The 24899-nt window shown below is 31.2% G+C and carries 22 protein-coding genes and 1 tRNA gene; 21 read left to right on the top strand and 2 right to left on the bottom strand.

The window, feature by feature from the left end; translation table 11 throughout:
* The first annotated feature begins 7 nt into the window (after positions 1-7).
* The 10 genes from Q326_RS0104020 to yihA all read left to right on the top strand — a co-directional run bounded on the left by Q326_RS0104020 (position 8) and on the right by yihA (position 11037).
* Positions 8-295 (top strand): BMC domain-containing protein, encoded by a 288-nt coding sequence (locus Q326_RS0104020; RefSeq protein WP_026894211.1) that lies wholly within the window; start codon positions 8-10, stop codon positions 293-295.
* A gap of 55 nt (positions 296-350) precedes the next feature.
* Positions 351-1451, top strand: coding sequence for an ethanolamine utilization protein EutH (gene eutH, locus Q326_RS0104025; RefSeq protein WP_026894212.1), 1101 nt, complete (start codon positions 351-353; stop codon positions 1449-1451).
* A 14-nt stretch (positions 1452-1465) separates the two neighbouring features.
* Positions 1466-1912 (top strand): cupin domain-containing protein, encoded by a 447-nt coding sequence (locus tag Q326_RS0104030; RefSeq protein ID WP_026894213.1) that lies wholly within the window; start codon positions 1466-1468, stop codon positions 1910-1912.
* Between the two features lie 313 nt (positions 1913-2225).
* Positions 2226-4352: a methyl-accepting chemotaxis protein gene (locus tag Q326_RS0104035; protein WP_026894214.1), complete on the top strand. Its 2127-nt coding sequence runs from the start codon at positions 2226-2228 to the stop codon at positions 4350-4352.
* A gap of 94 nt (positions 4353-4446) precedes the next feature.
* A tRNA-Leu gene (locus Q326_RS0104040) sits at positions 4447-4530 on the top strand.
* A 210-nt stretch (positions 4531-4740) separates the two neighbouring features.
* Positions 4741-6027, top strand: a complete 1287-nt coding sequence (tig, locus tag Q326_RS0104045) for a trigger factor (protein ID WP_026894215.1) — start codon at positions 4741-4743, stop codon at positions 6025-6027.
* Between the two features lie 53 nt (positions 6028-6080).
* Positions 6081-6665, top strand: coding sequence for an ATP-dependent Clp endopeptidase proteolytic subunit ClpP (gene clpP, locus Q326_RS0104050; protein WP_026894216.1), 585 nt, complete (start codon positions 6081-6083; stop codon positions 6663-6665).
* A gap of 19 nt (positions 6666-6684) precedes the next feature.
* Positions 6685-7956, top strand: coding sequence for an ATP-dependent Clp protease ATP-binding subunit ClpX (gene clpX, locus Q326_RS0104055; RefSeq protein WP_026894217.1), 1272 nt, complete (start codon positions 6685-6687; stop codon positions 7954-7956).
* 149 nt (positions 7957-8105) lie between these two features.
* A complete protein-coding gene (gene lon, locus Q326_RS0104060) occupies positions 8106-10457 on the top strand; it encodes an endopeptidase La (protein ID WP_026894218.1) in 2352 nt (783 codons plus the stop codon).
* Complete coding sequence (gene yihA, locus Q326_RS0104065) at positions 10447-11037, top strand: ribosome biogenesis GTP-binding protein YihA/YsxC (protein ID WP_026894219.1); 591 nt, start codon at positions 10447-10449, stop codon at positions 11035-11037. The genes lon and yihA overlap by 11 nt, the downstream gene beginning before the upstream one ends.
* 61 nt (positions 11038-11098) lie before the next feature.
* On the opposite strand, the gene rd is transcribed toward yihA, so the two are convergent.
* Positions 11099-11260: a rubredoxin gene (rd, locus tag Q326_RS18155; protein ID WP_084489525.1), complete on the bottom strand. Its 162-nt coding sequence runs from the start codon at positions 11258-11260 to the stop codon at positions 11099-11101.
* Positions 11261-11489: 229 nt separating this feature from the next.
* On the opposite strand from rd, the gene Q326_RS0104075 reads away from it, so the two are divergent.
* Both Q326_RS0104075 and rlmD read left to right on the top strand, forming a co-directional pair.
* A complete protein-coding gene (locus tag Q326_RS0104075) occupies positions 11490-11885 on the top strand; it encodes an ATP-binding protein (RefSeq protein ID WP_034601039.1) in 396 nt (131 codons plus the stop codon).
* A gap of 138 nt (positions 11886-12023) precedes the next feature.
* Positions 12024-13397 (top strand): 23S rRNA (uracil(1939)-C(5))-methyltransferase RlmD, encoded by a 1374-nt coding sequence (gene rlmD, locus Q326_RS0104080; RefSeq protein WP_026894221.1) that lies wholly within the window; start codon positions 12024-12026, stop codon positions 13395-13397.
* A gap of 230 nt (positions 13398-13627) precedes the next feature.
* Here rlmD and Q326_RS17840 read toward each other — a convergent pair whose 3' ends face one another.
* Positions 13628-13999, bottom strand: a complete 372-nt coding sequence (locus tag Q326_RS17840; RefSeq protein ID WP_051531110.1) for a helix-turn-helix domain-containing protein — start codon at positions 13997-13999, stop codon at positions 13628-13630.
* A gap of 463 nt (positions 14000-14462) precedes the next feature.
* Here Q326_RS17840 and Q326_RS17845 point away from each other — a divergent pair, with 463 nt between their 5' ends.
* The 9 genes from Q326_RS17845 (at position 14463) to Q326_RS0104135 (ending at position 24707) form a co-directional block, all read left to right on the top strand.
* Positions 14463-16184, top strand: coding sequence for an HD-GYP domain-containing protein (locus Q326_RS17845; protein WP_245592059.1), 1722 nt, complete (start codon positions 14463-14465; stop codon positions 16182-16184).
* A 200-nt stretch (positions 16185-16384) separates the two neighbouring features.
* Positions 16385-18649 (top strand): putative bifunctional diguanylate cyclase/phosphodiesterase, encoded by a 2265-nt coding sequence (locus tag Q326_RS17850; protein WP_051531114.1) that lies wholly within the window; start codon positions 16385-16387, stop codon positions 18647-18649.
* Between the two features lie 9 nt (positions 18650-18658).
* Positions 18659-20173 carry a diguanylate cyclase gene (locus tag Q326_RS16595; RefSeq protein WP_051531116.1) on the top strand — a complete coding sequence of 505 codons (1515 nt, stop codon included), beginning with the start codon at positions 18659-18661 and terminating at the stop codon, positions 20171-20173.
* A gap of 341 nt (positions 20174-20514) precedes the next feature.
* The gene (locus tag Q326_RS0104110; RefSeq protein WP_026894222.1) at positions 20515-20859 is read left to right on the top strand and encodes a hypothetical protein; all 345 of its coding nucleotides are present in this window, start codon (positions 20515-20517) and stop codon (positions 20857-20859) included.
* Positions 20860-21000: 141 nt separating this feature from the next.
* Positions 21001-21489: a PIN domain-containing protein gene (locus tag Q326_RS0104115; protein WP_026894223.1), complete on the top strand. Its 489-nt coding sequence runs from the start codon at positions 21001-21003 to the stop codon at positions 21487-21489.
* A gap of 844 nt (positions 21490-22333) precedes the next feature.
* Positions 22334-22786 carry a MarR family winged helix-turn-helix transcriptional regulator gene (locus tag Q326_RS0104120; RefSeq protein WP_026894224.1) on the top strand — a complete coding sequence of 151 codons (453 nt, stop codon included), beginning with the start codon at positions 22334-22336 and terminating at the stop codon, positions 22784-22786.
* Between the two features lie 25 nt (positions 22787-22811).
* A complete protein-coding gene (gene paiA, locus Q326_RS0104125) occupies positions 22812-23330 on the top strand; it encodes a spermidine/spermine N(1)-acetyltransferase (protein ID WP_026894225.1) in 519 nt (172 codons plus the stop codon).
* A gap of 40 nt (positions 23331-23370) precedes the next feature.
* Positions 23371-24078 (top strand): B3/B4 domain-containing protein, encoded by a 708-nt coding sequence (locus Q326_RS0104130; protein ID WP_026894226.1) that lies wholly within the window; start codon positions 23371-23373, stop codon positions 24076-24078.
* A gap of 143 nt (positions 24079-24221) precedes the next feature.
* Positions 24222-24707 (top strand): pyridoxamine 5'-phosphate oxidase family protein, encoded by a 486-nt coding sequence (locus Q326_RS0104135; protein WP_026894227.1) that lies wholly within the window; start codon positions 24222-24224, stop codon positions 24705-24707.
* Positions 24708-24899 lie beyond the last annotated feature (192 nt).

Consider the following 24899-nt stretch of genomic DNA (forward strand, 5'->3'; position numbering starts at 1 on the left):
AAATATTATGGCTGTTAAAAATGCGTTGGGAATGGTAGAAACTAGAGGTTTAATAGGATCTATTGAGGCAGCAGATGCTATGGTAAAGGCAGCAAATGTCACATTAATAGGTAAGGAGCAAATAGGAGGAGGATATGTAACTGTGATGGTTAGAGGGGATGTAGGTGCAGTAAAGGCATCAACAGATGCAGGAGCAGCCGCCGCCGATAGAGTTGGTCAATTGGTATCAGTACATGTAATTCCAAGACCACATGAAGAAGTAGAATGTATTTTACCCAAGGTTAAAACTGAATAGGTAGAGTGGAGAGTAGCATTGAAATCCTTATTTCGATGATAAAGGGGGAGAATAAATGAGTATTAATGAAATTATTGTATATATAATGGTAGTTTTTATGGTATTAGGTGCAATAGACAAGATAATAGGAAATAAATTTGGTCTAGGTGAACAGTTTGACGAAGGTTTTATGGCAATGGGTTCTTTGGCTATAGCTATGGTAGGGGTTGTATCATTGGCACCAGTACTTGCTAAAATACTTACTCCAGTGGTATCTCCTATATATAGTGCATTGGGAGCAGATCCGGCGATGTTTGCTACAACACTTTTAGCCAATGATATGGGAGGATATCCCTTGGCTATGGAAATGGCCCAAACTAAGGAAGCAGGACTTTTTGCAGGACTTATCCTTGGAGGTATGATGGGACCTACAATAGTATTTACAATACCGGTAGCATTAGGGATAATTGAAAAAAGAGATCATAAATTTTTAGCTACAGGTATATTAGCAGGTATAATAACTATACCTATTGGATGTTTAGCTGGAGGAATTGCAGCAGGATTTGAAATATCTATGATACTGAGCAATTTAGTACCTATAATTATAGTATCTTTGCTTATAGCACTGGGGCTTTGGAAAATGCCCAATAAGATGATAAAGGGATTTACTGTATTCGGTAAGGGAGTGGTTATAGTTATAACTGCAGGAACGGCAGCTATAATTGTAGAAACCCTTACAGGAATAGTTATAATACCGGGAATGGCACCAGTTTGGGATGGTATAGAGATAGTTGGATCTATTGCATTGATGTTAGCAGGAGCATTTCCTATGGTTCACTTTATAACTAAAGTATTTAAAAAGCCATTGCTTAGTATGGGTAAAGTTTTAGGTATGGGAGATGTGGCAGCAGCTGGTATGGTAGCTACATTGGCAAATAATATACCTATGTTTCAATTGATGAAGGATATGGATGATAGAGGAAAAATTTTGAATGTGGCCTTTGCAGTAAGTGCAGCATTTGTATTTGGTGATCATTTAGGATTTACTGCAGGAGTTGCAAGAGATATGATATTCCCTATGGTTGTTGGAAAACTTGTTTCAGGTATTACAGCTGTTATGGTGGCCATGTTAATTGCCAATAAGACCCTTGGTAAGACAGCCAAAGCTGAAGAGTAATGGGGGTATAGATTATGGTAGATATAGATACTAAGATAGTGGAAGAAATTGTTAGAAGGGTATTAAAAGAACAGTTGGATGCAAATAATGATTTTAAAAAGGAAACTGACAAAAGTGGAGTTGCAGTTATAAAGACAAGTACAGTAAAACCAGAAAAATTTGATACAGGAAAAGAAGGAGATAAGGTATATCTGAAGGATGTATTGAATCTAGAGGAGAGTCCTAGGTTAGGGTGTGGAGTAATGGAGATGGAAGAATCCACATTTGATTGGACATTAAAATATGACGAGGTTGACTATATAATAGATGGAACATTGGAGATAGTTATAGGAGATAGAAAAATAGTAGGAAATAAGGGGGATATAATCTTTATACCTAAAGATACAGCAATAAAATTTAGTTGTCCCCAACATGCAAGATTTGTATATGTTGTATATCCAGCAAATTGGGAAGCATTATAAAGCTAAGAGTTAAAAGATAAGAAAGAAGTTAGTAGCTATTAGTTAGTGGTTAGTAGTTGATGGTTGAAATCTTATGGATTTCATCATTAAACTACTTATTACTAACCATTTAACTACTAACTTTTTCATATGGACACAAATTTTATTAAATATTTATTTTATACCTCTATCATAATTGTATGTTATTGACAATATGGGAAAAAGATTCTCCGTCTATTTTTATAATGTAAAACAATGTTAAATGGGTATAAATAAATAATAAAGAGTTTTTTAGAATAATAGTAAATTATATACAAAAAATGGGGGGACAAAAATGTCTAGAAAAAATGGCTTTAAGGTTTGGATGAAGATAGCATTATTGTCATTTGTAATCTTAGGTGTGTCTGTTTATCTAGAGATGGACATTCTTTCGGAACTAAAAAATGTTAGTTTAAACAAAACCCAAAAAGAGGTAGAAGAAATATCTAAAGGGGAAGCATTGAGATTGGAAAAGGAAATAGAAGTGGTACAGCGTACAGTGGAAGGCCTTGCACAGCATATAGGACTGCTTACAGAAAACAATAAATTAGATAGGCAATCGGTTATAATGCTTTTAAAAAATAGTTTAGAAAAGAATAAAAATATTATAGCCCATGGTTCTGGATGGGAAGTGAATAGTTTTGACCAAGATGATTCATCATATGCAGGACTAAAGTCACTGGGAAGTGATAAAAATGGAAGATTTCTACCATATGCCTATAGGGGTGATGATGGCCAGATAGGGGTAGATGTATTGGTAGAATATGATGTGGAGGGTGCAGGAGATTGGTATCTAGTACCTAAAAGGACTAAAAAACCCATATTGACAGAGCCGTACATATATCCAGTAAATGGAGTGGATGTGTTGATGACTACTATATCCTATCCTGTATTGGACAGCAAAGAAAACTTTTTAGGAGTAGTAACAGCAGACATAGGGTTGGATTATTTGAGTAATAGAATAGAAGAGATTGAAAGTATAAAGAATTTAAAAGGATCATCTACAATAGTCTCTAAAGAGGGAACAGTAATATGTAGTAATGTAAATGAAAACCCTACATTCCAGTCTCTAATGGATGAAGGAATAATCAATGATGAAATAATGGATAATTTAAGTAAATATAATAAAGGGAGTTTTTTTACTGAATTAGCTGGAGAAAAGGAAGAAGATTTAGTTGTCTATCAGCCTATTAATTTTAATGATATGGACACTGTGTGGGGCTATATAACCAATATACCTAAAGCTCAAATACTTAAAGAATATAATTCAATATATAGAACAGATATAATTTCCATAGCAATTATAATAATTATATCTATAATATTGATAATACTAATTACTAGAGGTATAAATAACCCTATAAAAGAAATGATACTGCTTATGCATAAAGCAGAGCAGGGTGATTTGACCAATGTGTGGAAAAAAGAACGGGGAGACGAGTTTGGAGTATTATTTAAGAGTTATAACAATATGGTAGTAAATATCAAAAGTTTAATAAATAGTGCTAAAGAGTCAGGGATTGTTGCTAACGAAGAAACAAAAGCATTGTCAGAAATATCAGTACAAAGTGATAGAGCTGCCAATGAGATAGCAGAAGCCATGGACCAGATGGCGAATAGTATATCTGACCAGGCTAAAGATGCTGAGGAAATAGCCCAAAAGACTACTGAATTAGGAAATGGAATAGAGAGAATAGGTAGACTAATAGAGGGAACGTTTGACATTGCTCAGGAAAGCAATAAGATAGGTGATAACGGCATTGAAATAATAAAAAAATTGAGCACCAAAACGCTAGACATAGCAAATAGCATAAAAGTTGTGGATACTACTATAGATGATGTAAATGAATATGCTCACAATGCTGAATCTATTACTCAATTGATTGATGATATAGCCGAGCAAACGAATCTATTGGCATTAAATGCATCTATTGAGGCTGCTAGAGCAGGAGAGGCAGGTAAGGGATTTGCAGTAGTAGCTGATGAGATAAGAAAGTTAGCTGTTGAAGTCTCTCAAGCTACAAATGATATAAGAGAGAGGATACACAATATTCAAGACAGTTCTAAAAATGCTGTAATGGCCACAGAGACTGTAAAAGAAATGCAGGAGGAACAAGAAAAATGGCTCAATGATACTAATGAAATATTTAATCATATATCTAATTCACTTTCAGATTTAGTTGGAAACATGGAAAATGTGACCAAGTACGCCCATGAAATAGAAGAAGGAAAAGATACGATTGTTGAGGCCATAAATAATATTTCAGCAATAACTGAGGAAAACTCTGCTGGAACTCAAGAGGTTTCTGCTTCTGTAGAGGAGCAACTAGCAACTATGGAGTCATTGAATAGACATGCTGAAAATACAAAAAAATCATTTGAAAAACTATTGGAAGATATAAAAAGGTTTAAAGTAGATTAATTTTAATCTACACTCCCGCAAAAAAAGTTAAAAAAATCCTTGACATAAGTTAATAAACTTTGTATAATATCTTTTGTCGGTATCAGTAAATAATGCGGGAGTGGCGGAATTGGCAGACGCGCTAGACTTAGGATCTAGTGCCATTGGCGTGGGGGTTCGAGTCCTCTCTCCCGCACCATAGACATAAAAAAACCAATGGTTTGTCCATTGGTTTTTTTAATATGTATCTCATAATTGAATTAGAATAAGTAATCTTAAAAAATGACTATATTGGATAGGCAAATTATTTATGATATAATATAATGGTTAATTGATTAGAATATATTGACTGGACAAACATTTAGTATTTTAAAAATACATAAATTAAATTGGATGAGGAGGAACGAAGTTGAGTTCAACAATCGTAAAAAAAGAAAATAATAATGTAACATTAAAAATTGAGGTAAGTTCAGAAACATTCGAAAAGGCTATACAAAAATCATATTTAAAAAACAGGGGTAGATTTAATATTCCTGGATTTAGAAAGGGTAAAACTCCAAGAAAAATAATTGAATCTAGATATGGGGTAGAAGTTTTTTATGAAGATGCAGTTAATTTTGTATTACCTGATGCATATGATAAAGCAATAGAAGAACATGATTTAAAACCTGTAGATAGACCTGAGATAGATATAGAAGAACTTGAAAAGGATAAACCAGTTGTATTTAAAGTAGATATAACAGTAAAGCCAGAGGTTAAACTAGGAGAGTATAAAGGAATAGAAGCAGAAAAAGTAGAGTATAATGTAACAGAGGAAGATGTGGAAGCAGAGCTTAAAAATATGCAAGAGAGAAATTCCAGATTAATAGCTGTTGAATATAGAGCTGCTAAAGAAGGAGATACAGTAGTTATAGATTATGAAGGATATGTGGGAGATGAACAGTTTGAAGGAGGTACAGCTGAGAATCAAACACTGGAATTAGGATCAAATACCTTCATACCTGGATTTGAAGAACAATTAGTAGGTAAAAATGTAGAAGATGATGTAGATGTAAAAGTTACATTCCCAGAAGAATATCATTCAGAAGAGTTAGCTGGAAAGGAAGCAATATTTAAAGTTAAAATTCATGAAGTAAAAGAAAAAGAATTACCAGCATTGGATGATGAATTTGCTAAAGATGTAAGTGAGTTTGATACATTAGAAGAACTAAAAGCAGATCTAAAGAAAAAAATGGAAGATGAAGCAGAGCAGAAAGAAAAAAATGAAACTCAAAGTAAAGTTATAGAAAAAGTATTAGAGGGAGTCGAAGTAGATATCCCAGAAGCTATGATAGAAGCTCAAATAGATTCTGAAATAAAGAATTTCGAATATAGACTACTTTATCAAGGACTTAATATGGAAAAATATCTCTCATTAACAAATACAAAAATAGAAGACCTTAGAGAACAAATAAAACCTACTGCAGAAAATTTTGTTAAAACAGATTTAGTTTTAGAAGCTATATCTAAAGCAGAAGAAATCGAAGTAACAGAAGAAGAAGTAGAAAAAGAGTTGGCTAAATTAGCTAAACAATATGACCAAGACTTAGATAAATTTAAGAAAAATATGAGAGATGAAGATTTAGAATACATCAAAATGGGTATAATTAAAAGCAAGACGGTAGATATGCTTGTAGATAATGCAAAGCTTGTTTAATCAATATACTATCGTCGGTTTAATTTGCAAAAAATTAACATGGAGGGATAGATATGGCTTTAGTACCTGTTGTTGTGGAACAAACTAATAGGGGAGAAAGATCTTATGATATTTATTCTAGACTTTTAAAAGATAGGATAATTTTCTTAAGTGACGAAATCAACGATACCACAGCAAGTTTAGTGGTTGCTCAGTTGTTATTTTTGGAGGCTCAAGATCCAGATAAGGACATTCAAATATATATAAATAGTCCAGGTGGATCAATAACAGCGGGTTTTTCAATATATGATACTATGCAATATATAAAGCCTGATGTATCTACTATATGTGTAGGTATGTGTGCTAGTATGGGAGCATTTTTACTTACTGCTGGCGCTAAAGGTAAGAGATTCGCCCTTCCAAATTCAGAAATAATGATACATCAACCATTGGGAGGAACTAGAGGTCAGGCAGAAGATATAAGAATACATGCTGAAAGAATATTGAAGATGCGAGATAAATTAAATGAAATAATAAGTGATAGAACAGGCCAACCACTAGAAAAAGTTGAAAAAGATACCGATAGAGATTTCTTTATGTCAGCAGAAGAAGCTAAAAAGTATGGTATAATAGATGAAGTGATAACTTCTAGGAAATAATTTTGAGAGAGGTGTCTTAATGTCAAGATTTGACGATAAGCAACTCAAATGTTCTTTTTGTGGCAAATCACAGGATCAGGTTAGAAGGCTTATAGCTGGACCTAATGTATATATATGTGATGAATGCATTAATTTATGCCAAGAGATAATTGATGAAGAATTCGATGAAGCTGTGGATGTGGAGATGAAAGAACTGCCAAAACCCATGGAAATAAATGAGATTCTTAATCAATATGTCATTAAGCAAGATAGGGCAAAAAGGGCATTAGCAGTTGCAGTTTATAATCATTACAAAAGAATAAACAAGAAAACTTCTTCTTCAGATGTTGAATTACAGAAGAGTAATATAATTATGCTTGGACCCACAGGTTCAGGTAAGACATTATTAGCCCAAACATTGGCTAAGATATTAAATGTACCATTTGCAATAGCTGATGCAACATCATTAACTGAAGCGGGATATGTTGGAGAGGATGTAGAAAACATACTCTTAAAACTTATTCAGGCAGCAGATTATGATATAGAAAGGGCAGAAAAGGGGATAATATATATTGATGAGATAGATAAAATAGCAAGGAAATCAGATAATCCATCAATAACAAGAGATGTCAGTGGTGAAGGTGTTCAACAGGCATTGTTAAAAATACTTGAAGGAACTGTAGCCAGTGTACCACCTCAAGGAGGCAGAAAACATCCCCATCAAGAGTTTATTCAGATAGATACTAGTAATGTATTATTTATAGTTGGTGGAGCTTTTGATGGTGTAGAAAATATTATTCAAAATAGAATAGGTAAAATGTCTATGGGATTCGGGGCAGACATAAGAAGTAAAGAAGCGAAGGATATAGGCGAAATATTAAAGCATATACAGCCTGAAGATTTATTGAAATATGGTCTCATCCCTGAATTTGCAGGAAGATTACCAGTCATGGTGTCTCTTGATCAATTAGATGAAGAAGCCCTTATAGACATATTGACTAAACCTAAAAATGCATTGGTTAAGCAATATAAGGAACTGTTCATGATGGATGGAGTAGAATTAGAATTCGAAGACCAAGCACTAAAGATAGTAGCACAAAGGGCAATAGAAAGAAAAACTGGAGCCAGAGGATTGAGGGGCATACTTGAAGAAATAATGTTGGATATAATGTATGAAATACCCCATAGATCTGATATAGAGAAATGTGTTATAACAAAGGATACCATCCTTAAGAAATCTGAACCTACTTTAGTTCTTTCTGAAAAAAGAAAGAAAAAGGGAAAGAAAGGTGAAGAAGAGTCAGCTTCTTAAAAAAATGTCCACATTGGTGTGGACATTTTTTTATATATTGACTATTTATATTTGTTTGGGTAACATTGTAGTAGCATGGGTAAAATATTTATAAATATATTTTAAATTAAAAGAGAATAATAGTTTTGCTATTTGAAGGAGTTGATAGTGTGGATAGCTATAAGATAAAAAGTGAAAAACGAGAAATACCATTGATACCGTTGAGGGGATTGTCTGTATTTCCTTATATGGTAGTCCATTTTGATGTTGGACGGGATAAATCTATAAATGCATTGGAAGAGGCCATGGTAAATGATTCTTTGATATTTTTGACGGCACAAAAAGAAGCAAAGGTGGATATTCCTACCCCTGAAGATTTTTATAAAGTGGGAACAGTTTGTAAAATAAAGCAAATGTTAAAATTACCGGGAGATACCATAAGAGTTTTAGTAGAAGGTATAAATAGGGGAAGAATAACGGAGATATTAAAGGAAGAACCATACTTTGAGTCAGAAATAGAGGAAGTAATCTATGAAATAGATGAATCCAATAAAGAAATAAAGGCAATGATGAGATTAGTGGTAGAGAGATTTGAAGAATATGTAAGTTTAGGCAATAAAATTTCTCCCGATGTAATAGTTACTGTAGATGAGATCAAAGAACCTGGAAGATTGGCAGATGTTATTTCTTCGTATATACATTTAAAGCCAGATAATAAACAAAAGATATTAGAGGCATTTGATCCATATAAAAGGTTAGAGGTATTGCATATAATACTTGAAGAGGAAATAGAAGTATTACAAATAGAAGATAAGATATCTAATAGAGTAAAGAAACAGATAAATAAAGTTCAAAAGGAATATTATCTTAAAGAGCAGTTAAAAGCTATACAGAAAGAACTAGGAGAAGGGGAAAGCTTAGAAGAAGAGGTCTTAGAATACGAAGAAAAAATCAATAAAATTAAAATGCCTGATGAAGTAAAGGAAAAGGCATTAAAGGAAGTAAATAGGCTTAGAAGGTTGTCTCCTGCATCGGCAGAAACTGCTGTAATTAGAAATTATGTAGAATGGATTATAGAGTTACCTTGGGATAAACAGACTAAGGATAGAGTAGATATAAAAAAATCTAGAGAAATATTAGACAAAGACCATTATGGACTTAAGGATGTAAAGGAAAGAATTCTAGAATATCTAGCTATAAGAAAATTGGCTAAGGATATGAAGGGTCCTATATTATGCTTAGTTGGTCCTCCTGGTGTAGGTAAAACATCAATAGCTAAATCAATAGCGAGATCAATAAATAGAAAATTCGTACGAATGTCTTTAGGTGGAGTAAGAGATGAAGCAGAGATAAGGGGACATAGAAGGACATATGTAGGAGCTATACCAGGGAGAATAATATCTTCTATAAAAAAGGTGAAGTCCAAAAATCCTGTATTTTTATTTGATGAAATAGATAAAATTAATAGTGATTTTAGAGGAGATCCAGCTTCAGCTTTATTGGAAGTATTGGACCCCGAACAAAATAGTACATTTACAGACCATTTCTTAGAGGTACCCTTTGATTTGTCCAAGGTTATGTTTATAACTACAGCAAATACAATCAATACTATTCCGAGACCATTATTAGATAGGATGGAGATAATTCGAGTATCTGGTTATACAGAGGAAGAAAAATTGGAGATAGCTAAGGGATATTTGGTAACTAAACAGCTTAAGGAACATGGTTTAAAGGAGAAAAACATAAATATATCAGAAAATGCATTGAGAGATATAATAAATAACTATACCAGGGAAGCAGGTGTTAGGAGTCTAGAGAGGAGTATTGCCACTGTATTTAGAAAGTCTGCAAAAAGAATTGTAGAAGATAAAGTAAAGACTGTAAGGATAAATAGTGGAAATCTAGATAAATACTTGGGCATACCTAAATATAGATATGAAATGGCAGCTAAAGAAAATCAGATAGGTATAGCGACTGGTCTTGCATGGACAGCAGTTGGAGGAGAAACATTGTCTATAGAGGTTACTCCAATGGGTGGAAAAGGCAAATTACAGCTCACAGGGAAACTGGGAGATGTGATGAAGGAATCTGCAATGACAGGAATAAGTTATATAAGATCTAAAGCGAAGGATTTAAATATAAATGATGATTTCCATGAGAAACAAGATATACACATACATGTGCCAGAGGGAGCAATACCTAAAGATGGACCATCGGCAGGGATAACTATGGCTACAGCAGTTATATCAGCCCTTACCAATATCCCTATAGATAGTGCATTGGCAATGACTGGAGAAATAACGTTGAGGGGCAGAGTTTTACCCATAGGAGGAGTAAAAGAAAAGGTACTTGCAGCTAATAGGGCAGGTATAAAGAAGGTATTATTGCCATATGAAAATAAAAAAGATATGGAGGAAATACCAGATAAAATTAAGAAGAGGTTAAATATAGTATTTGTCAAAACCATGGATGAGGTTTTAGACCATGCCTTAGTTACAGAGGAGAATGAACATGAAAATTAAAAAGGCAGAGATACTTGCAACTGCTGTTAGGGAGAATCAATATCCTGAAATTGGTCCTCCTGAAATAGCATTTGCAGGTAAATCAAATGTGGGAAAATCATCTTTGATAAATACCCTTGTAAATAGAAAAAATCTAGCCAGGACCAGTGGACAACCAGGGAAAACTCAAACTTTAAATTTCTACAATGTAAATGATGAATTTAGGTTCGTAGACTTACCAGGATATGGATATGCTAAGGTATCCATGAAGGAACGAGAAAGATGGGGAACGATGATAGAAAATTACTTGGTAAATAGGCAAACCTTAATAGAGGTATTACAATTAATAGATATAAGACATCCTCCAGGAGAGCATGATATAATGATGCATAATTGGATAAGATCTTTTGGATATAAGGGGTTAGTCATAGCTACTAAGGCGGATAAAATATCTAAGGGAAAATGGATGAAACATATGGCTATTATAAAAAGAGATCTAGGCATACAAGATAATAATCTAATCATACCATTTTCAGCATCAAAGAAAATAAATAAAGATAAGGTATGGGAAACATTAGAATCAATAATCCCTGTGGAATAGTATCCACAGGGATTATTTAACTTTAAAAACAAAAACGGCCATTTGGCCGTTTTATGTAATATTAGTCTTCTTTTTCAAACATATCTTTACCTGCACCACAAACTGGGCAAACCCAATCTTCTGGTAATTTGTCAAAAGGAGTTCCTGGTTCTACACCGTTATCAGGGTCTCCTTCAGCAGGGTCATAAACATATCCACATGGTACGCATACATATTTGTCCATAATAAAAAACCTCCTTTGAAAGTTTCACTATAATTTAGTATAATTGTCTACGAGAATTATATACCCTCATAGTGATATTTTAAACTAAAAATAATAAAAAAGCAATAGAGTCTAAATTGGACAAAATAAAGATTACAACATATACTTTTTGGGTAGAATATAATTAGAAAATCGAAATAATATATAATAAGGGGATTAAATAAAATAATTCTAGGTGGGTGTGGTTAAATTGTGCTATATAATAAAGAAGACTTTATCCAGTGATTTATTAGAAATGAAATCAGCATTGCAAGAAATATTAAAAAGTTTACAAAATGTTTTAGTGGACGAAACAACCCTATTTGATGCAAGACTCATACTAGACGAGTTAATATGCAATGGTATAATACATGGAAATAAATCTGATACTAGAAAGAAGATAGATGTATTTGTAGAAGTAAATGTTGATAACAATAAATACATCAAAATAGAGGTATCAGATGAGGGCAGTGGATTTAAATATGAAAGGGAAGCATATGATCCAATGAAATTGACCATAGGTGGAAGAGGGCTAAAGATTGTAGATGAATTAAGTGACGAGTTTTTGATATTTGAAAACAGGGCCATATCTATAAAACATCTCTAATAAACTCTAATATGCTTTGTTTACTTTTGATTGATTAGTAAATAAAGTATATTAGAGTTTTTTTAATGAAAAATAACTATTAACTAATAAATATATATGTTATAATATCCTATAAAAATTGAAAGAAAAGGTGATGTAATGGTAAAAAAGAATGACGTCTTAGAGCTTACTATAGAAGATGTAAAATTTCCTAATAAGGGAATATCAAGTATAGATAATGAGAATATAATTATAAAGAACACTATTAAAGGACAAAAAATTAAAGCTAGAATAAGTAAAAAAAGGGGCAAAAAGATAGAGGCAAAGGTAATAGATGTATTACAGAGATCTCCTCAAGAAATAGTGCCTAAATGTGTACATTTTGAAAACTGTGGAGGATGTATATATCAAAACTTACCTTATGAAGAACAGCTTAAACTCAAATCTTCACAGGTACAAAGATTATTGTCAGAAGCAGGAATAGAGGGATATGAGTTTTTAGGCATAGAGAAAAGTCCATTAGAATATGAATATAGAAATAAAATGGAATTTACTTTTGGAGATGAAAAGAAGGATGGACCATTGACATTGGGGATGCATCAACAAGGGAAATTTTATGAAATACTCACAGTGGATAAATGCCAGATAGTAGACAATGATTTTACAGAGATATTAATGACTGTGTTGGAATATTTTAAGGATGAGGGGACATCTTTTTATCATAAAAAGACTCACCAAGGAGTAGTTAGACATTTGGTAGTAAGAAAGGCTGCTAAGACAGGAGAAATACTTATAAACTTGATAACATCGTCTCAACAGAAACTTCAACTGGAAGATTTGGTAGAAGATTTGAAGAATATAGATTACAAAGGTGTATTGAAGGGAATACTTCATACAATAAATGATGGTCTAGCAGATGCAGTAAAGAGTGATGAAATGCATATACTGTATGGTAGTGACTATATCACAGAAGAATTATTGGGGCTTAAATTTAATATATCGGCATTTTCTTTCTTCCAGACAAATTCATTTGGAGCAGAGAAGCTATATTCCATAGTTAGAGATTTTATAGGGGAGACAGAAAACAAGACTATATTTGACCTATACTGTGGTACAGGAACTATAGCCCAGATAATGGCACCAGTAGCTAAAAAGGTAATAGGCATAGAGATAGTAGAAGAAGCAGTAGAAGCAGCTAGAAAAAATGCTAAACTAAATGGATTAGATAACTGTGAGTTTATAGCAGGAGATGTACTTAAAAAAGTAGACGAATTAAAAGAAAAGCCAGATATAATAATATTAGACCCTCCAAGGGATGGCATACATCCAAAGGCTATAAACAAGATAATAGACTTTATGCCCGATGAATTCATATATGTATCATGTAAACCTACATCCTTAGCTAGAGATTTACCTGTATTTGTAGAAAGGGGATATAAGGTAGATAAGGTAAAATGTATGGATATGTTTCCTCATACACCACACGTTGAAGCAGCAATTCTGATGACGTATTGTGGTTTGGGTAAAGAATAATAGGGTTTGACCACAACATGTAGTGGTTTGAAGATGAAATTTGGGTCAAAAATTGGTGAAAAAGCACCCTTTTTTGACCCTTTTAAATAGGGAGTTTGACAGATGACATTGGATAAATATGGATATTTGAAGGGCAATTTGAAAAAAGTAGATAAACACTAGGAGCAAATTAGAACTTAAATATTTTAATGCTTTCCGCTTTATGTTAAATTTATAAATAATATAGTTAGTTATTTAGGCTGGTTATTATTTTCAGGATAATTTATATTCTTTTCTTTAAATTTTAAAAAACTTATAAAATTTTCTAAGTCCTTCAGACTACTAGTTGTTAAATTATAAATATCATCTAAAGGGAAAGCAGAGCAGTAATTATCCTCATTTTCTTTTATCCATTTATAATCCTGGAAATTAGATATACCGACTAAATAATCTAAACTGGTATTTAAAAGTTTTGCTATAATTATAGCATTTTGTAATGTAGGCATTTTTCTGCCACTTTCATAATATGATATGGTACTCTGGGTTAGGTTAAGTTGCTTTGCTAATTCATCCTGGGTTAAGCCCAAATATTCTCTTAGCTGTTTTAGCCGATGTGAAAACATTAAAATCACCTCTAAATTAATTATAATATGATTTTAATAATAAAATTAAACATATGACTTATAGAAATATTATTTGAATTATATGTCCAATAGGCATATAATTAAATTGTCTATATATTTGTTTATATGTCTTAAAATAAGTTTTAAAGCTTATATAAATATGGAACATTGGGTCTAAAGATGTTATATTTTAGTTATATGCTAGCAAAAATATAAGTTACAAATATAACTAATACGAGGGGTTAATGATATGGATTTAAAAGATAAATTAAAATAGTAAATTTCAGCGCTGTAGTGCTTCCAGTTAGTATAGGAATAACTGAATTTATGAAGATGGATAGCATTGAACAATTAATAGGGCGAGCTAATGAGGCACAATATATGGAAAAAGCAAAGGGCAGAAATAATGTTCAAGTTATATAAAGAAATATATAACTGTATAGGAGGGATTCTATTGTATAGAATGTTTGATGGGTCAAATAAAGATTTTAACCTGAATTATAAATTAAAAGAACAATTATCTGATTTTTGCAAATCTCTTAATTTTGATGGTTGGAATATTTTAATGCTTAACAGAGATAAAAGATATGCTTTCGTATTCATGTCTTCAATGGAGGATTCAATAGATAGCTTAAATATACAATCTAAAGTATTCTTTGATATCTCAAAGGAAGATTCCTACCTATGTAAAGCAATTAATGAAAGTAAAATTATTATTTATGATGGAGATTTCAAGAATGATACCCAAAAGTCTTTAAACAAATTAAATGAGGAAAATGCATCAGAAATGTATATTCCTATAAATTCCACAAGGTCTAATAATAGTATCCCTATAGCATGCATCTATTTATTTAAGAAAAGTGCAATAGATAATAATGTTAACAACTTAATTAAAAAAAATTGTATTATTTGTCAAATGGGATATATTGAATCTCTAGTTCAACTACATAATTATGAGTATGTAAATAACAGAAGATTCTTTGACATTATCCATACAATTACTGAAATAATTGGAACAAGGGAACCCTATATGAAAAATCACCCTTATAATGTAGCATACTTAAGCAATATAATTGGGGTTGAGATGAAACTGAGTGATATTCAATTATATAAATTATATATATCATCCTTACTCCATGATGTGGGCAAGCTTTATGTCTCAGAATATATTTTAAATAAGACAGGGCAATTAACAGAGGAGGAATTGCTTGAACTACAAAACTATCCTATTCATAGTGGTAGAATAGTTGAAGATTTAATATATGGCTACTACAATCTTGAGGGAGTTGATGAAATCGTACTAAACCATCATGAAAGATATGACGGAGCTGGTTATCCAAATGGGATTAAAGGTGATGATATCCCCTTAGAAAGTAGAATTATTTCCATTGCAGATGCAGTTGATGCAATGCTTTGTGAACGAAGTTATAAAAAGCCAAAAACAATAAGTGAAGCTATACAAGACCTTAAAAAGAATAGGGGTAGTCAATTTGACCCACAAATTACAGATATAATGATAAATAGATTAATACGAAGACAAGAGGATAGGGAAAAGCTCTTGGAAGAACCAGTTATAAGTGGTACCATAGAATTTTTAACAGAAACAGAGTCATATCAACTACAGGGAACCCTAATTAAAACTGAATTTGCCTATAGATTTAAGGTAAGTAAATATGACCAACACCTACTAAAACAAGTATCTGATCCTTCAGATATTAAAAAGGTTAGCTTCCACACAGAGGTTACTGGAATCATTTTTGAATATGGTGCTACAATTATGGAGATAAAAGAAGCAGAGGTATATATTTCAAAGCTTACACCAAAGGTTACAAAGAATGCCTTTAGTTTACCCTGGTTACTAGATGGGATTATAAGGTTTAAAAATAACACTGTACTTAAAATTACTATAAATAAGGTAGGTGGTAATTATCTTGACTTCTATATACTAGACGAAGATTATAGTGATGTTAAGATATTTGATGATGTAAATATGGTAAGAATAAAATTTGAAGAAGAAGATATAATAGTTTCCGGGAAAATAGATAAAAAAATAAAGCTAGGAAGAAAATTGCACTGTACCTTTATTTACTTAAATATTCTGGAAAGCACAAGAGATACTATTTTCAAGCATATATTTAGTAAACAAACTGCTTTTACTAGAAATCTTAATAATATGCTTAAATAATATGGTTAATTGGTCTTTGAATGTCTATTATTACTTGGAAAAGCCTGTATGTTTATCTATAAATTATAAGGGGTTTATAATAGTAAAGCATCTAATCATCTCAAATCCATTATAATAGTATTTTATTGTATATTTATGCTATATTATAATAGGTTAAATTCAGTATAATGATGAATTATACTGAATTAGGGGGGAGAGAGTTGAAATTTAATAAAAAGTTTAAAAATATTAAATCAAAAGCCATTTTTATTCCACTAATAATAGTATTAATGTTAAGTATTATTGCTAGTGGTATTATTAATGGAATAAAAAAATCACAATACAATAATTTAAAAACGGAGTCGTTAATTTTTGCTAAAAATCACTCCCATAGTTTAAGTAAAGTCATTGAAGCAAATGAAATTATCAATAGGTTACTTGAAGAAAAGTTACAAATTTCCAGTAGAACAATAACTTTTTACGATGGGGAATTTAGTAATAATTTACTTAATGAAATGGCTCAAAATTTAAAAATAGATAAAATATATTACTATAGCTCAGAAGGTAAAATAATATATTCTAGCGATGCAAACTATATAGGGTGGAAGGTATATGAGGGGCATCCAGTTTATGAATTTATGAACAGTAAAAATGAAAATCTTGTAGAAGACATAAGAAGGGATACGGAATCAGAATTTTATTATAAATACGCTTATTTTAGATTGCCACATAACGGTTTTATCCAGGTAGGTATTTCGGCTGATAAAATACACGATTTTCTCGAAAACTTTGATGTACAAGATGTACTTGAAAATCTAAAAGAAAATACAAAGGCTGTTGAGATTTGTTTAATTGATAATAATTTTAAAATTATAAGCAGCACTAATCTGGAGATTATTGGACAAGAGATAGTTGATGATAAAGTTAGAGAGATGATTTTAAAAAACAATGAATACAGCCAGATAGATAGTACTGGTGATGAGAATGTATACGATATCTATGTACCAGTAGATTATAATAATGATAGGATAGGTACTCTTCACTTTACTAAATCCTTAAAAGAGATGGAGGACTTTGTAAAATCAATAAATGTGGTATGGAAGATAAGCATTTTTGTAATATTCATTTCTATGGCATATATAATTTTTTATATATATTACGAAAATAAGCAATTAATAAAGTTAGCTTACTATGATTCACTAACAGATCTACCTAATAAAAAATACCTAATAGATCATTTGACAGAGGATATTGGAAAAGATAAAGATTATAACAGAGCAATATTACTAATCAACTGTATTGATTTTAAGTCTGTCAATTTACTATCTGGTTACCAATATGGCGATAAGGTCCTAAAGAAAATGTCTATTGAAATAAAAAAGATTCTAGATTCAAATCATATGGCATTTAGATTTACAGCTGATAGGTTTGTAGTCTATGTAAACAATTATCAAGATAAGGATGAATTAATCTTACTATCAAAAAGGATTGAAAGTGCACTAAAGGGAATTTCCATAATTGAAAGTAAATATATAGATATACAAATTGGAATCGTTGAAATAAACAACAACTACGAAGATGTGGATCAAATATTAAAGGATGTTTCCATTGCTTTAAATCATATTAATGATAATGATAATAATTATATATTCTTTAATAGTGAAATGGAGAAGATAATTACACGGGAGAATTATATAGAAGGAGAACTCAGAAAATCTCTTGCTCAAGAAAATACTGAAAAGATATATTTGGAATATCAGCCTCAGGTAGAATTAAAAACTAATAGAGTCATTGGATTTGAAGCATTAGCACGTATGAAGACTGAGAAGCTTGGATTTATTTCTCCACTAGAGTTTATTGATGTAGCTGAAAGAAAACATTTGATTGCACCACTGGGTGACTTTATTCTTAAAAAAGCCTGTAGTTTTTTAAAAAGATTAAATATGGATGGGTATAAAGAAGTTAAGGTTGCAGTTAATGTTTCAGGTATTCAATTATTACGTGATGATTTTAATATCAGCGTAGAGAATACTATAAACAAAGCAGGAATAAATGGGTCAAACTTAGAACTAGAAATAACTGAATCAATATTAGTTAAAAACTTTGATTTGATAAATGAGAAACTTGAAAAATTAAGAGGAATGGGTATAACAATTGCACTAGATGACTTTGGCACAGGATATTCATCATTTGCCCGCCTTAGGGAGTTAAATATTGATTTAGTAAAAATTGATAAACTATTTATTGATGGGATAATTTGCAGAAAATATAATGAGCTAATCACTGGGGATATTATTTCCATGTCTCATAAAATCGGACTAGCTGTTGTGGCTGAGGGTGTGGAGGTTGAAGAACAGAAGCAATACCTAATTGACTATAACTGTGATTTCATGCAAGGATACTTATTTAGTAGACCCCTTGCAGAGGAGAATGCTTTGCAAATTTTACAAGATAATATGAACAAATTATCTAAAAAAGATGGTTAAAGATAAGATATGAGATACCATGAATTTATTATCATTTCTATGTTAATTTATAGCACAATAATCTCTTTGATGTACAGAAGTTTAAAGTTTAAAACGAAAAAGGTTCCAAATTTAGAAGAGCTGAGGGATAGTAAGGAGAAATTAGAGCTTATACTAAACTCTACAGCTGAAGCAATATATGAGATTGATGATAAAGGGAATTGTACTTTTTGCAATAGGCGTTGTTTAGAAATCCTTGGATACTATGACCATAGTGATCTTCTAGGTAAGAACATGCATACTCAGATTCATCATAGTTATAAAGATGGTAGTCCTATGTTTATAAAGGATTGTAAAATCATTGAATCTTTGAAGACAGGTATAGGAGCACATTCGGATGATGAGGTTTTTTGGACATCAGATGGAAAATTTTTTGATGTAGAATATCGTTCTTACCCCAAATTAAAAGATAGAGAGGTTATTGGTGCTGTAGTAACCTTTGTTGATATAACAGAGGAGAAAAAGACGCGGGAGGAAATAATTTATTTAAGTTGTCACGATCCACTGACAGGCCTTTATAATAGGATGTTTTTTGAAACTGAACTGAAACGTTTAGATACTGAAAGGAATTTACCTATATCTGTTATTGTTGGGGATGCTAATAATCTAAAGCTTACTAATGATGTATTTGGGCATTCTGTTGGTGATGAACTATTAAAGAAGATATCAGAAGTATTTAAAGGGGTTTGTAGGTCTGATGATATTATAGCACGTATAGGTGGGGATGAATTTGTAATCCTTTTACCAAATACAGAGGCAAGGGCTGCAGAAAAGATTATTAAAAGGATAAAAGATGAAATTTCTAAGGAAGAAATTATGGCTATTAAAACAAGTATATCAATGGGGACTAGCACTAGGGAAAATATCGGCCAGGATATTTTAAATGTATTAGAGGATGCTGAAAATAAAATGTATTACGATAAAACAATTAATAGTAAAAATAACAATATAGATCAGATAAGAGGAATAATAGATTCATTACATGAAAATTATCCTAGAGAAAAAATACACTCTAAGAATGTTAGCAGGTTAAGTCAAGCTATAGGTAGAGCAATGAATCTATCTAAAGAAGAAACGAGGAAACTACAAGACGCAGGATACTTGCATGACATAGGTAAATTAGTTTTAGATGATAGGATAATTGGAAATGGGCCAGTTACTGAAAAAGAGATTCGAGAGTACAAGCGGCATTCTGTTGTAGGCTATAGAATTTTAAATTCATTTGATAAGACTTTAGATTTAGCCAATGTTGTTTTAGCACACCATGAACATTGGGATGGATCAGGATTTCCCAAAGGATTGAAGGGTAATGAAATTCCATTGTTAGCTAGAATCATTGCAGTAGCAGAGGGCTACGATTCAAAAACAAATGAAATGAATAAAATTATTATGAAGAAAGAGGATGCTATAGACTATATTAAAAAAGAGTCAGGTATAAAGTTTGACCCATATATTGTAGATATTTTTATAAAAAGTATAAAGTAACAATTACAAGTTCAATGATGAGTAAAAAAACTAACATATTTAAGCTATAGTCAAGAAATAAGCTGTAGTTAAAAAAACAGAGGGTATAACGAGGGCAAAGTTGAGGTCATGAAAGACCAAATAAACTTTGCTCTTTTTTGTGCCTAAAAACAGAAAGGAAGGATTGAGATCAATGTCAAAATTCTTTATGTATGAAACATCCTTGGAGGGGATAGAGCAAGTGGCCGTAGAATTCACCAATTATGCCTCCTTACAGTCACATTCTTGGGAATTCCTGACATGAGACCTAATCCTATTTATTTCATAAATAGGATTAGGGTTTCAAAGGCTATGGTAGACATATGATTTGTGGATCAGGACATTTTGAATATGACCATAATCTAGAAGAGTATATTGATTTTAAAAGATATGGACAAGTAAAAATGAATAATGAAATTGGAACCTTCGCAGACAAGGGATATATTATCTACAACGGTTACAATCAAAAGTTATCAAACAAACTATCAGAAAATCTTGGTATGGAGATGCCTGAAATAAAAGAGCAAAAGATAATTAAACTATATATGCCCTTAACTGTTACAATCTATGATATTGAAAATGATTATGGCTATAGAGAAACCTTAAATGAAACTTTGGAATTAGGAAACTATGCAATAGTTGATTATATTCACGAGGTCTTGGTCTAATATCTGAATAAAATAATTTAAAGAATTTTTTATTGTTAGAAACATTAAGGTTTAATAGGGTATAATAATGTTATAGGCAAAGAATGGAGGGATTGTTATGGAACATGTTCAGAATGCACATTTAGAAAGTGAAGATTCAGAATGATTGTCATTTCAGATACTACCCCATTAATTTATTTAATGAAAATTGAATCCTTAAATATATTAGAGAAAATGTACAAGGAAATTATTATCCCAAAGGCAGTTGATGATGAATTAATTATTAATATGGACTATCAAAGTGAGATAGATATTATTCAAAACTGCAGATTTCTTCAAACAAAAATAGTAAAAGAAGATTTATCGGTGGCTCTTTTGCAAAAACAATTGAAATTAGATCTAGGTGAAAGCGAAGCAATAGTTTTAGCAAATAATATTGATGCAGACTTGATTATTATAGATGAGAGAAAAGCAAGAAGAATAGCAAAAGATATAGGTCTAAATGTAACTGGTAATTTAGGAATATTAGTTGAAGCAAAGCAGCGTGGATTAGTCAAGGAATTAAAACCTTTATTAGATAAACTTATAAAAAATGATATTAGAATTGGTAAAAAGTTATACCAGGATATTCTAGAGCTAGTAAATGAATAGTCTCCATTATTTTACAAGAAAAATAATTGAATAAATTGTAATAAACAAAGTCTTCAAGATATTAATTTATTTTGAAGGTTTTGTTGTTTGTAATTTGGTAATATAACTTGCCACCAAGGGGATAGCAGATATTTACAATATCTTTATTGACCTCTCAAGGCACGTTGAGAGTATAATTCTGATGACGTATTGTGGTTCAGAAGAGAAATGATAGAGATTGACCACAACATATAGTGGGTTGAGGGTGAAAATTGGGTCAAAAATCGGTGGAAAAACACCGTTTTTTGACCCTTTAAAATAGGCCATTTGACAGATGACATTGAGGAATTAGAGAATTGATAAGATAAAAGCGACAAATAGGGTTGTAAAGGGTAATTTAATAACCCAATTTATAAAGAATGTATATTATTTAATTGTGATGTATAGCACCAATGTCTATTCACAATGAGGCTAACTAAAAGTAAAGTGACCTAAGAATGAAGTTAAGTTTAAAAAAATATATACATTAATATGTAATTTTTAATAGATGAATATGTTGGCTTACCTTATTGAATTATAATCTAAGTCTGTAAAATATAACAAGAGACTCTATGTAAGATGTAACTATGTTATTTTGATAATTTTTTCTTCAAACATTTTCATAATCTAGTTATATAATTTATGAAAAACACTCCATAAGTGCTATAATACTACCTTATATTTTCTATAATTTTTAGAATATATAATATTTATTCTATTTCTTCTAACAGCTTAAATTTTGTTGCAAGTGCAACAAGGTTGTGGTAAAATTTATTTATAAATTTTTATTGTATTTGCAACAAAATATATTTTAAAGGGGTTTATTATGACAGAAATTCTTCGTGAGATAGGAATGATAGCAAGGGCATTAGATTCTATAAGTAATATAGAATTTAAAGAATATGACCTTACAAAAGGGCAGTATTTGTACCTTGTGAGAATATATGAAAATCCAGGAATAATTCAAGAAAAATTATCTGATATGATAAAAGTAGATAGAACAACAGTATCCCGTGCCTTAAAGAAATTGGAGGTTAATGGATTTATTGAAAAGAAGGCAGATAAGACTAATAAAAAAATCAATAAACTTTTTCCAACAGAGAAGGGTGAAAATACTTATCATTTTATTAAAAGAGAACATGACTATTCCAATACTGTAGCATTAGAAGGATTTTCAGAAGAGGAAATGGAAATAATCTCTAACCTTCTTCAAAGAGTAAGAAAAAACATAGAAAAAGATTGGGATTTTGTGAAAAAAGGAAACAAAAGAAATTATTGATTATACAAAGGGGTGATTTAATTAAATGACTATAAATATAAAAAAGTGTAATGTTGAAGATTTGCCTAAACTTCTAGAAATTAGTTATGAAACATTTAATGAGACATTTAAGAAGCAGAATTCTCCAGAAAATATAAAAGCTTATCTAGAAAGGGCATTTAACTTGAAACAATTAGAAAAAGAATTATCCAATATTTCTTCACAATTCTTTTTCGTATATTTAAATAATGAAGTCGCTGGATATTTAAAAATCAATATAAATGATGCTCAATCTGAAGAAATGTCTGATGAATCTCTTGAAATTGAAAGAATCTATATAAAAAGAAAATTTCAAAAACACGGTTTAGGCATGTATTTATTAAATAAAGCTATAGAAATTGCGATGGAATTTAACAAAAAGAAAATCTGGTTAGGTGTGTGGGAAAAAAATGAAAATGCTATTGCTTTTTATGAAAAAATGGGCTTTGTCCAAACTGGATCCCACTCTTTTTATATGGGCAATGAAGAACAGGTAGACTTTATAATGACTAAGATACTCATATAATTTAATGGAGTTACTATTTACTTTAAGGAGGTATATTTAAATGACTAAATTTGTTGTTGAAGAGGACTTTTGGGGTTTATTTCCTAATGCAAGAATTGGTGTTGTTGTTTGCCATAACATAAATAACTTTATAATAGATGAGGATAAATATAAGGAAATGATACTTATCTCAGAAAAACAGGCCTTAAAATATTTAAATAATGAAATATTCAGCAGTAATGAGGTTATAAAGGTATGGAGAGAGGCCTTTCAAAAATTTAAGACAAAGAAAGGAGCACGATCATCAATTGAAGCACTGTTAAAGCGAGTGCATAAGGGGAACCATTTAGGGACTATTAATCCCCTAGTTGATATTTACAACTCTATTTCATTAAAATATGGATTGCCTTGTGGTGGGGAAGATATTGATACATTTGTTGGAAATATAAGATTAACTAAGGCAGTTGGAAATGAAAGTTTTGTTACATTAGGAGCAGAGGAAAATTCACCACCCTATGAAGGGGAAGTAATATATAAGGATGATGAAGGTGCAATTTGTAGATGCTGGAATTGGAGAGAAGCAGTGAGGACAATGCTTACTGAAAATACAAGAAATGCTTTTCTGTGCATTGAATTGGTTGATGAAAGTAGATTAGCAGAGTTTGAGAGTGCTTTAAAGGAATTGTCGGAGGCAGTACAAGATAATTTGGGTGGGATATGCGAAATTTCAATTTTAGATATTAACAATAAAGAAGTTTTAATAAGATAATTTTGAAAAAGAATTTTATTTAAGATTTTTATATCTATATATTAGCTTTTATTATAATACTAAATTATATTTACCAGAAATCTAAAAGGATTAGATTCGCCTTGTTTTAGGAAGGGACTATATTATAAAAAGGAGGAGGAACTATGTTTAGAAAAATGAGAAGGAATAAACAGTTATTATCTATAGATGATATTGTAGCCGTAATGGAGAGATGTACCAACGGTGTATTAGCATGTATGGGTGATAATGATTATCCTTATGCAGTTCCGCTTAGTTATGTTTACTTTGACAACAAGATTTACTTTCATTCAGCAAAAGTTGGTCATAAAGTAGATGCTATTATAAAAAATCCGAAGGTGTCTTTTTCAGTAATTGATGAAGATACAATCGTAAGTGGAGAGTACACGACCTATTTTCGTAGTGTCATTGCATTTGGAAAAGCAAGAGTTGTTGAGGGCGATGAATGGGTCAAGGGTTTTGAAGCTTTGGTTGAAAAATATTCAGGAGATCAGCCCAAAAAAGCAAAACAAAAAGAAATAAGTGGATGTACACAGTCTCATGTTATTGCAATTGATATTGAACATATAACTGGGAAGGAAGCTATTGAATACATCAGAGCAAAGCAGTAGAAAAATATATATAATGGAAACCATATCAACAGATTAGATATTATATTATCTTTATAGATAAAGAACCATGTTCAACATAAAAATTTTAGTTTATTTATTTTATATAACTCCAAAACTTAATGTAGAAAATAAGAGATGCGAAGTCTTTGGTCAATTAATGATCGATAGGCTTCGTTTTATTATGCCTAAAAA

Source organism: Clostridiisalibacter paucivorans DSM 22131 (assembly GCF_000620125.1).
In the GTDB taxonomy this organism is placed as follows: Bacteria; Bacillota; Clostridia; order Tissierellales; family Clostridiisalibacteraceae; genus Clostridiisalibacter; species Clostridiisalibacter paucivorans.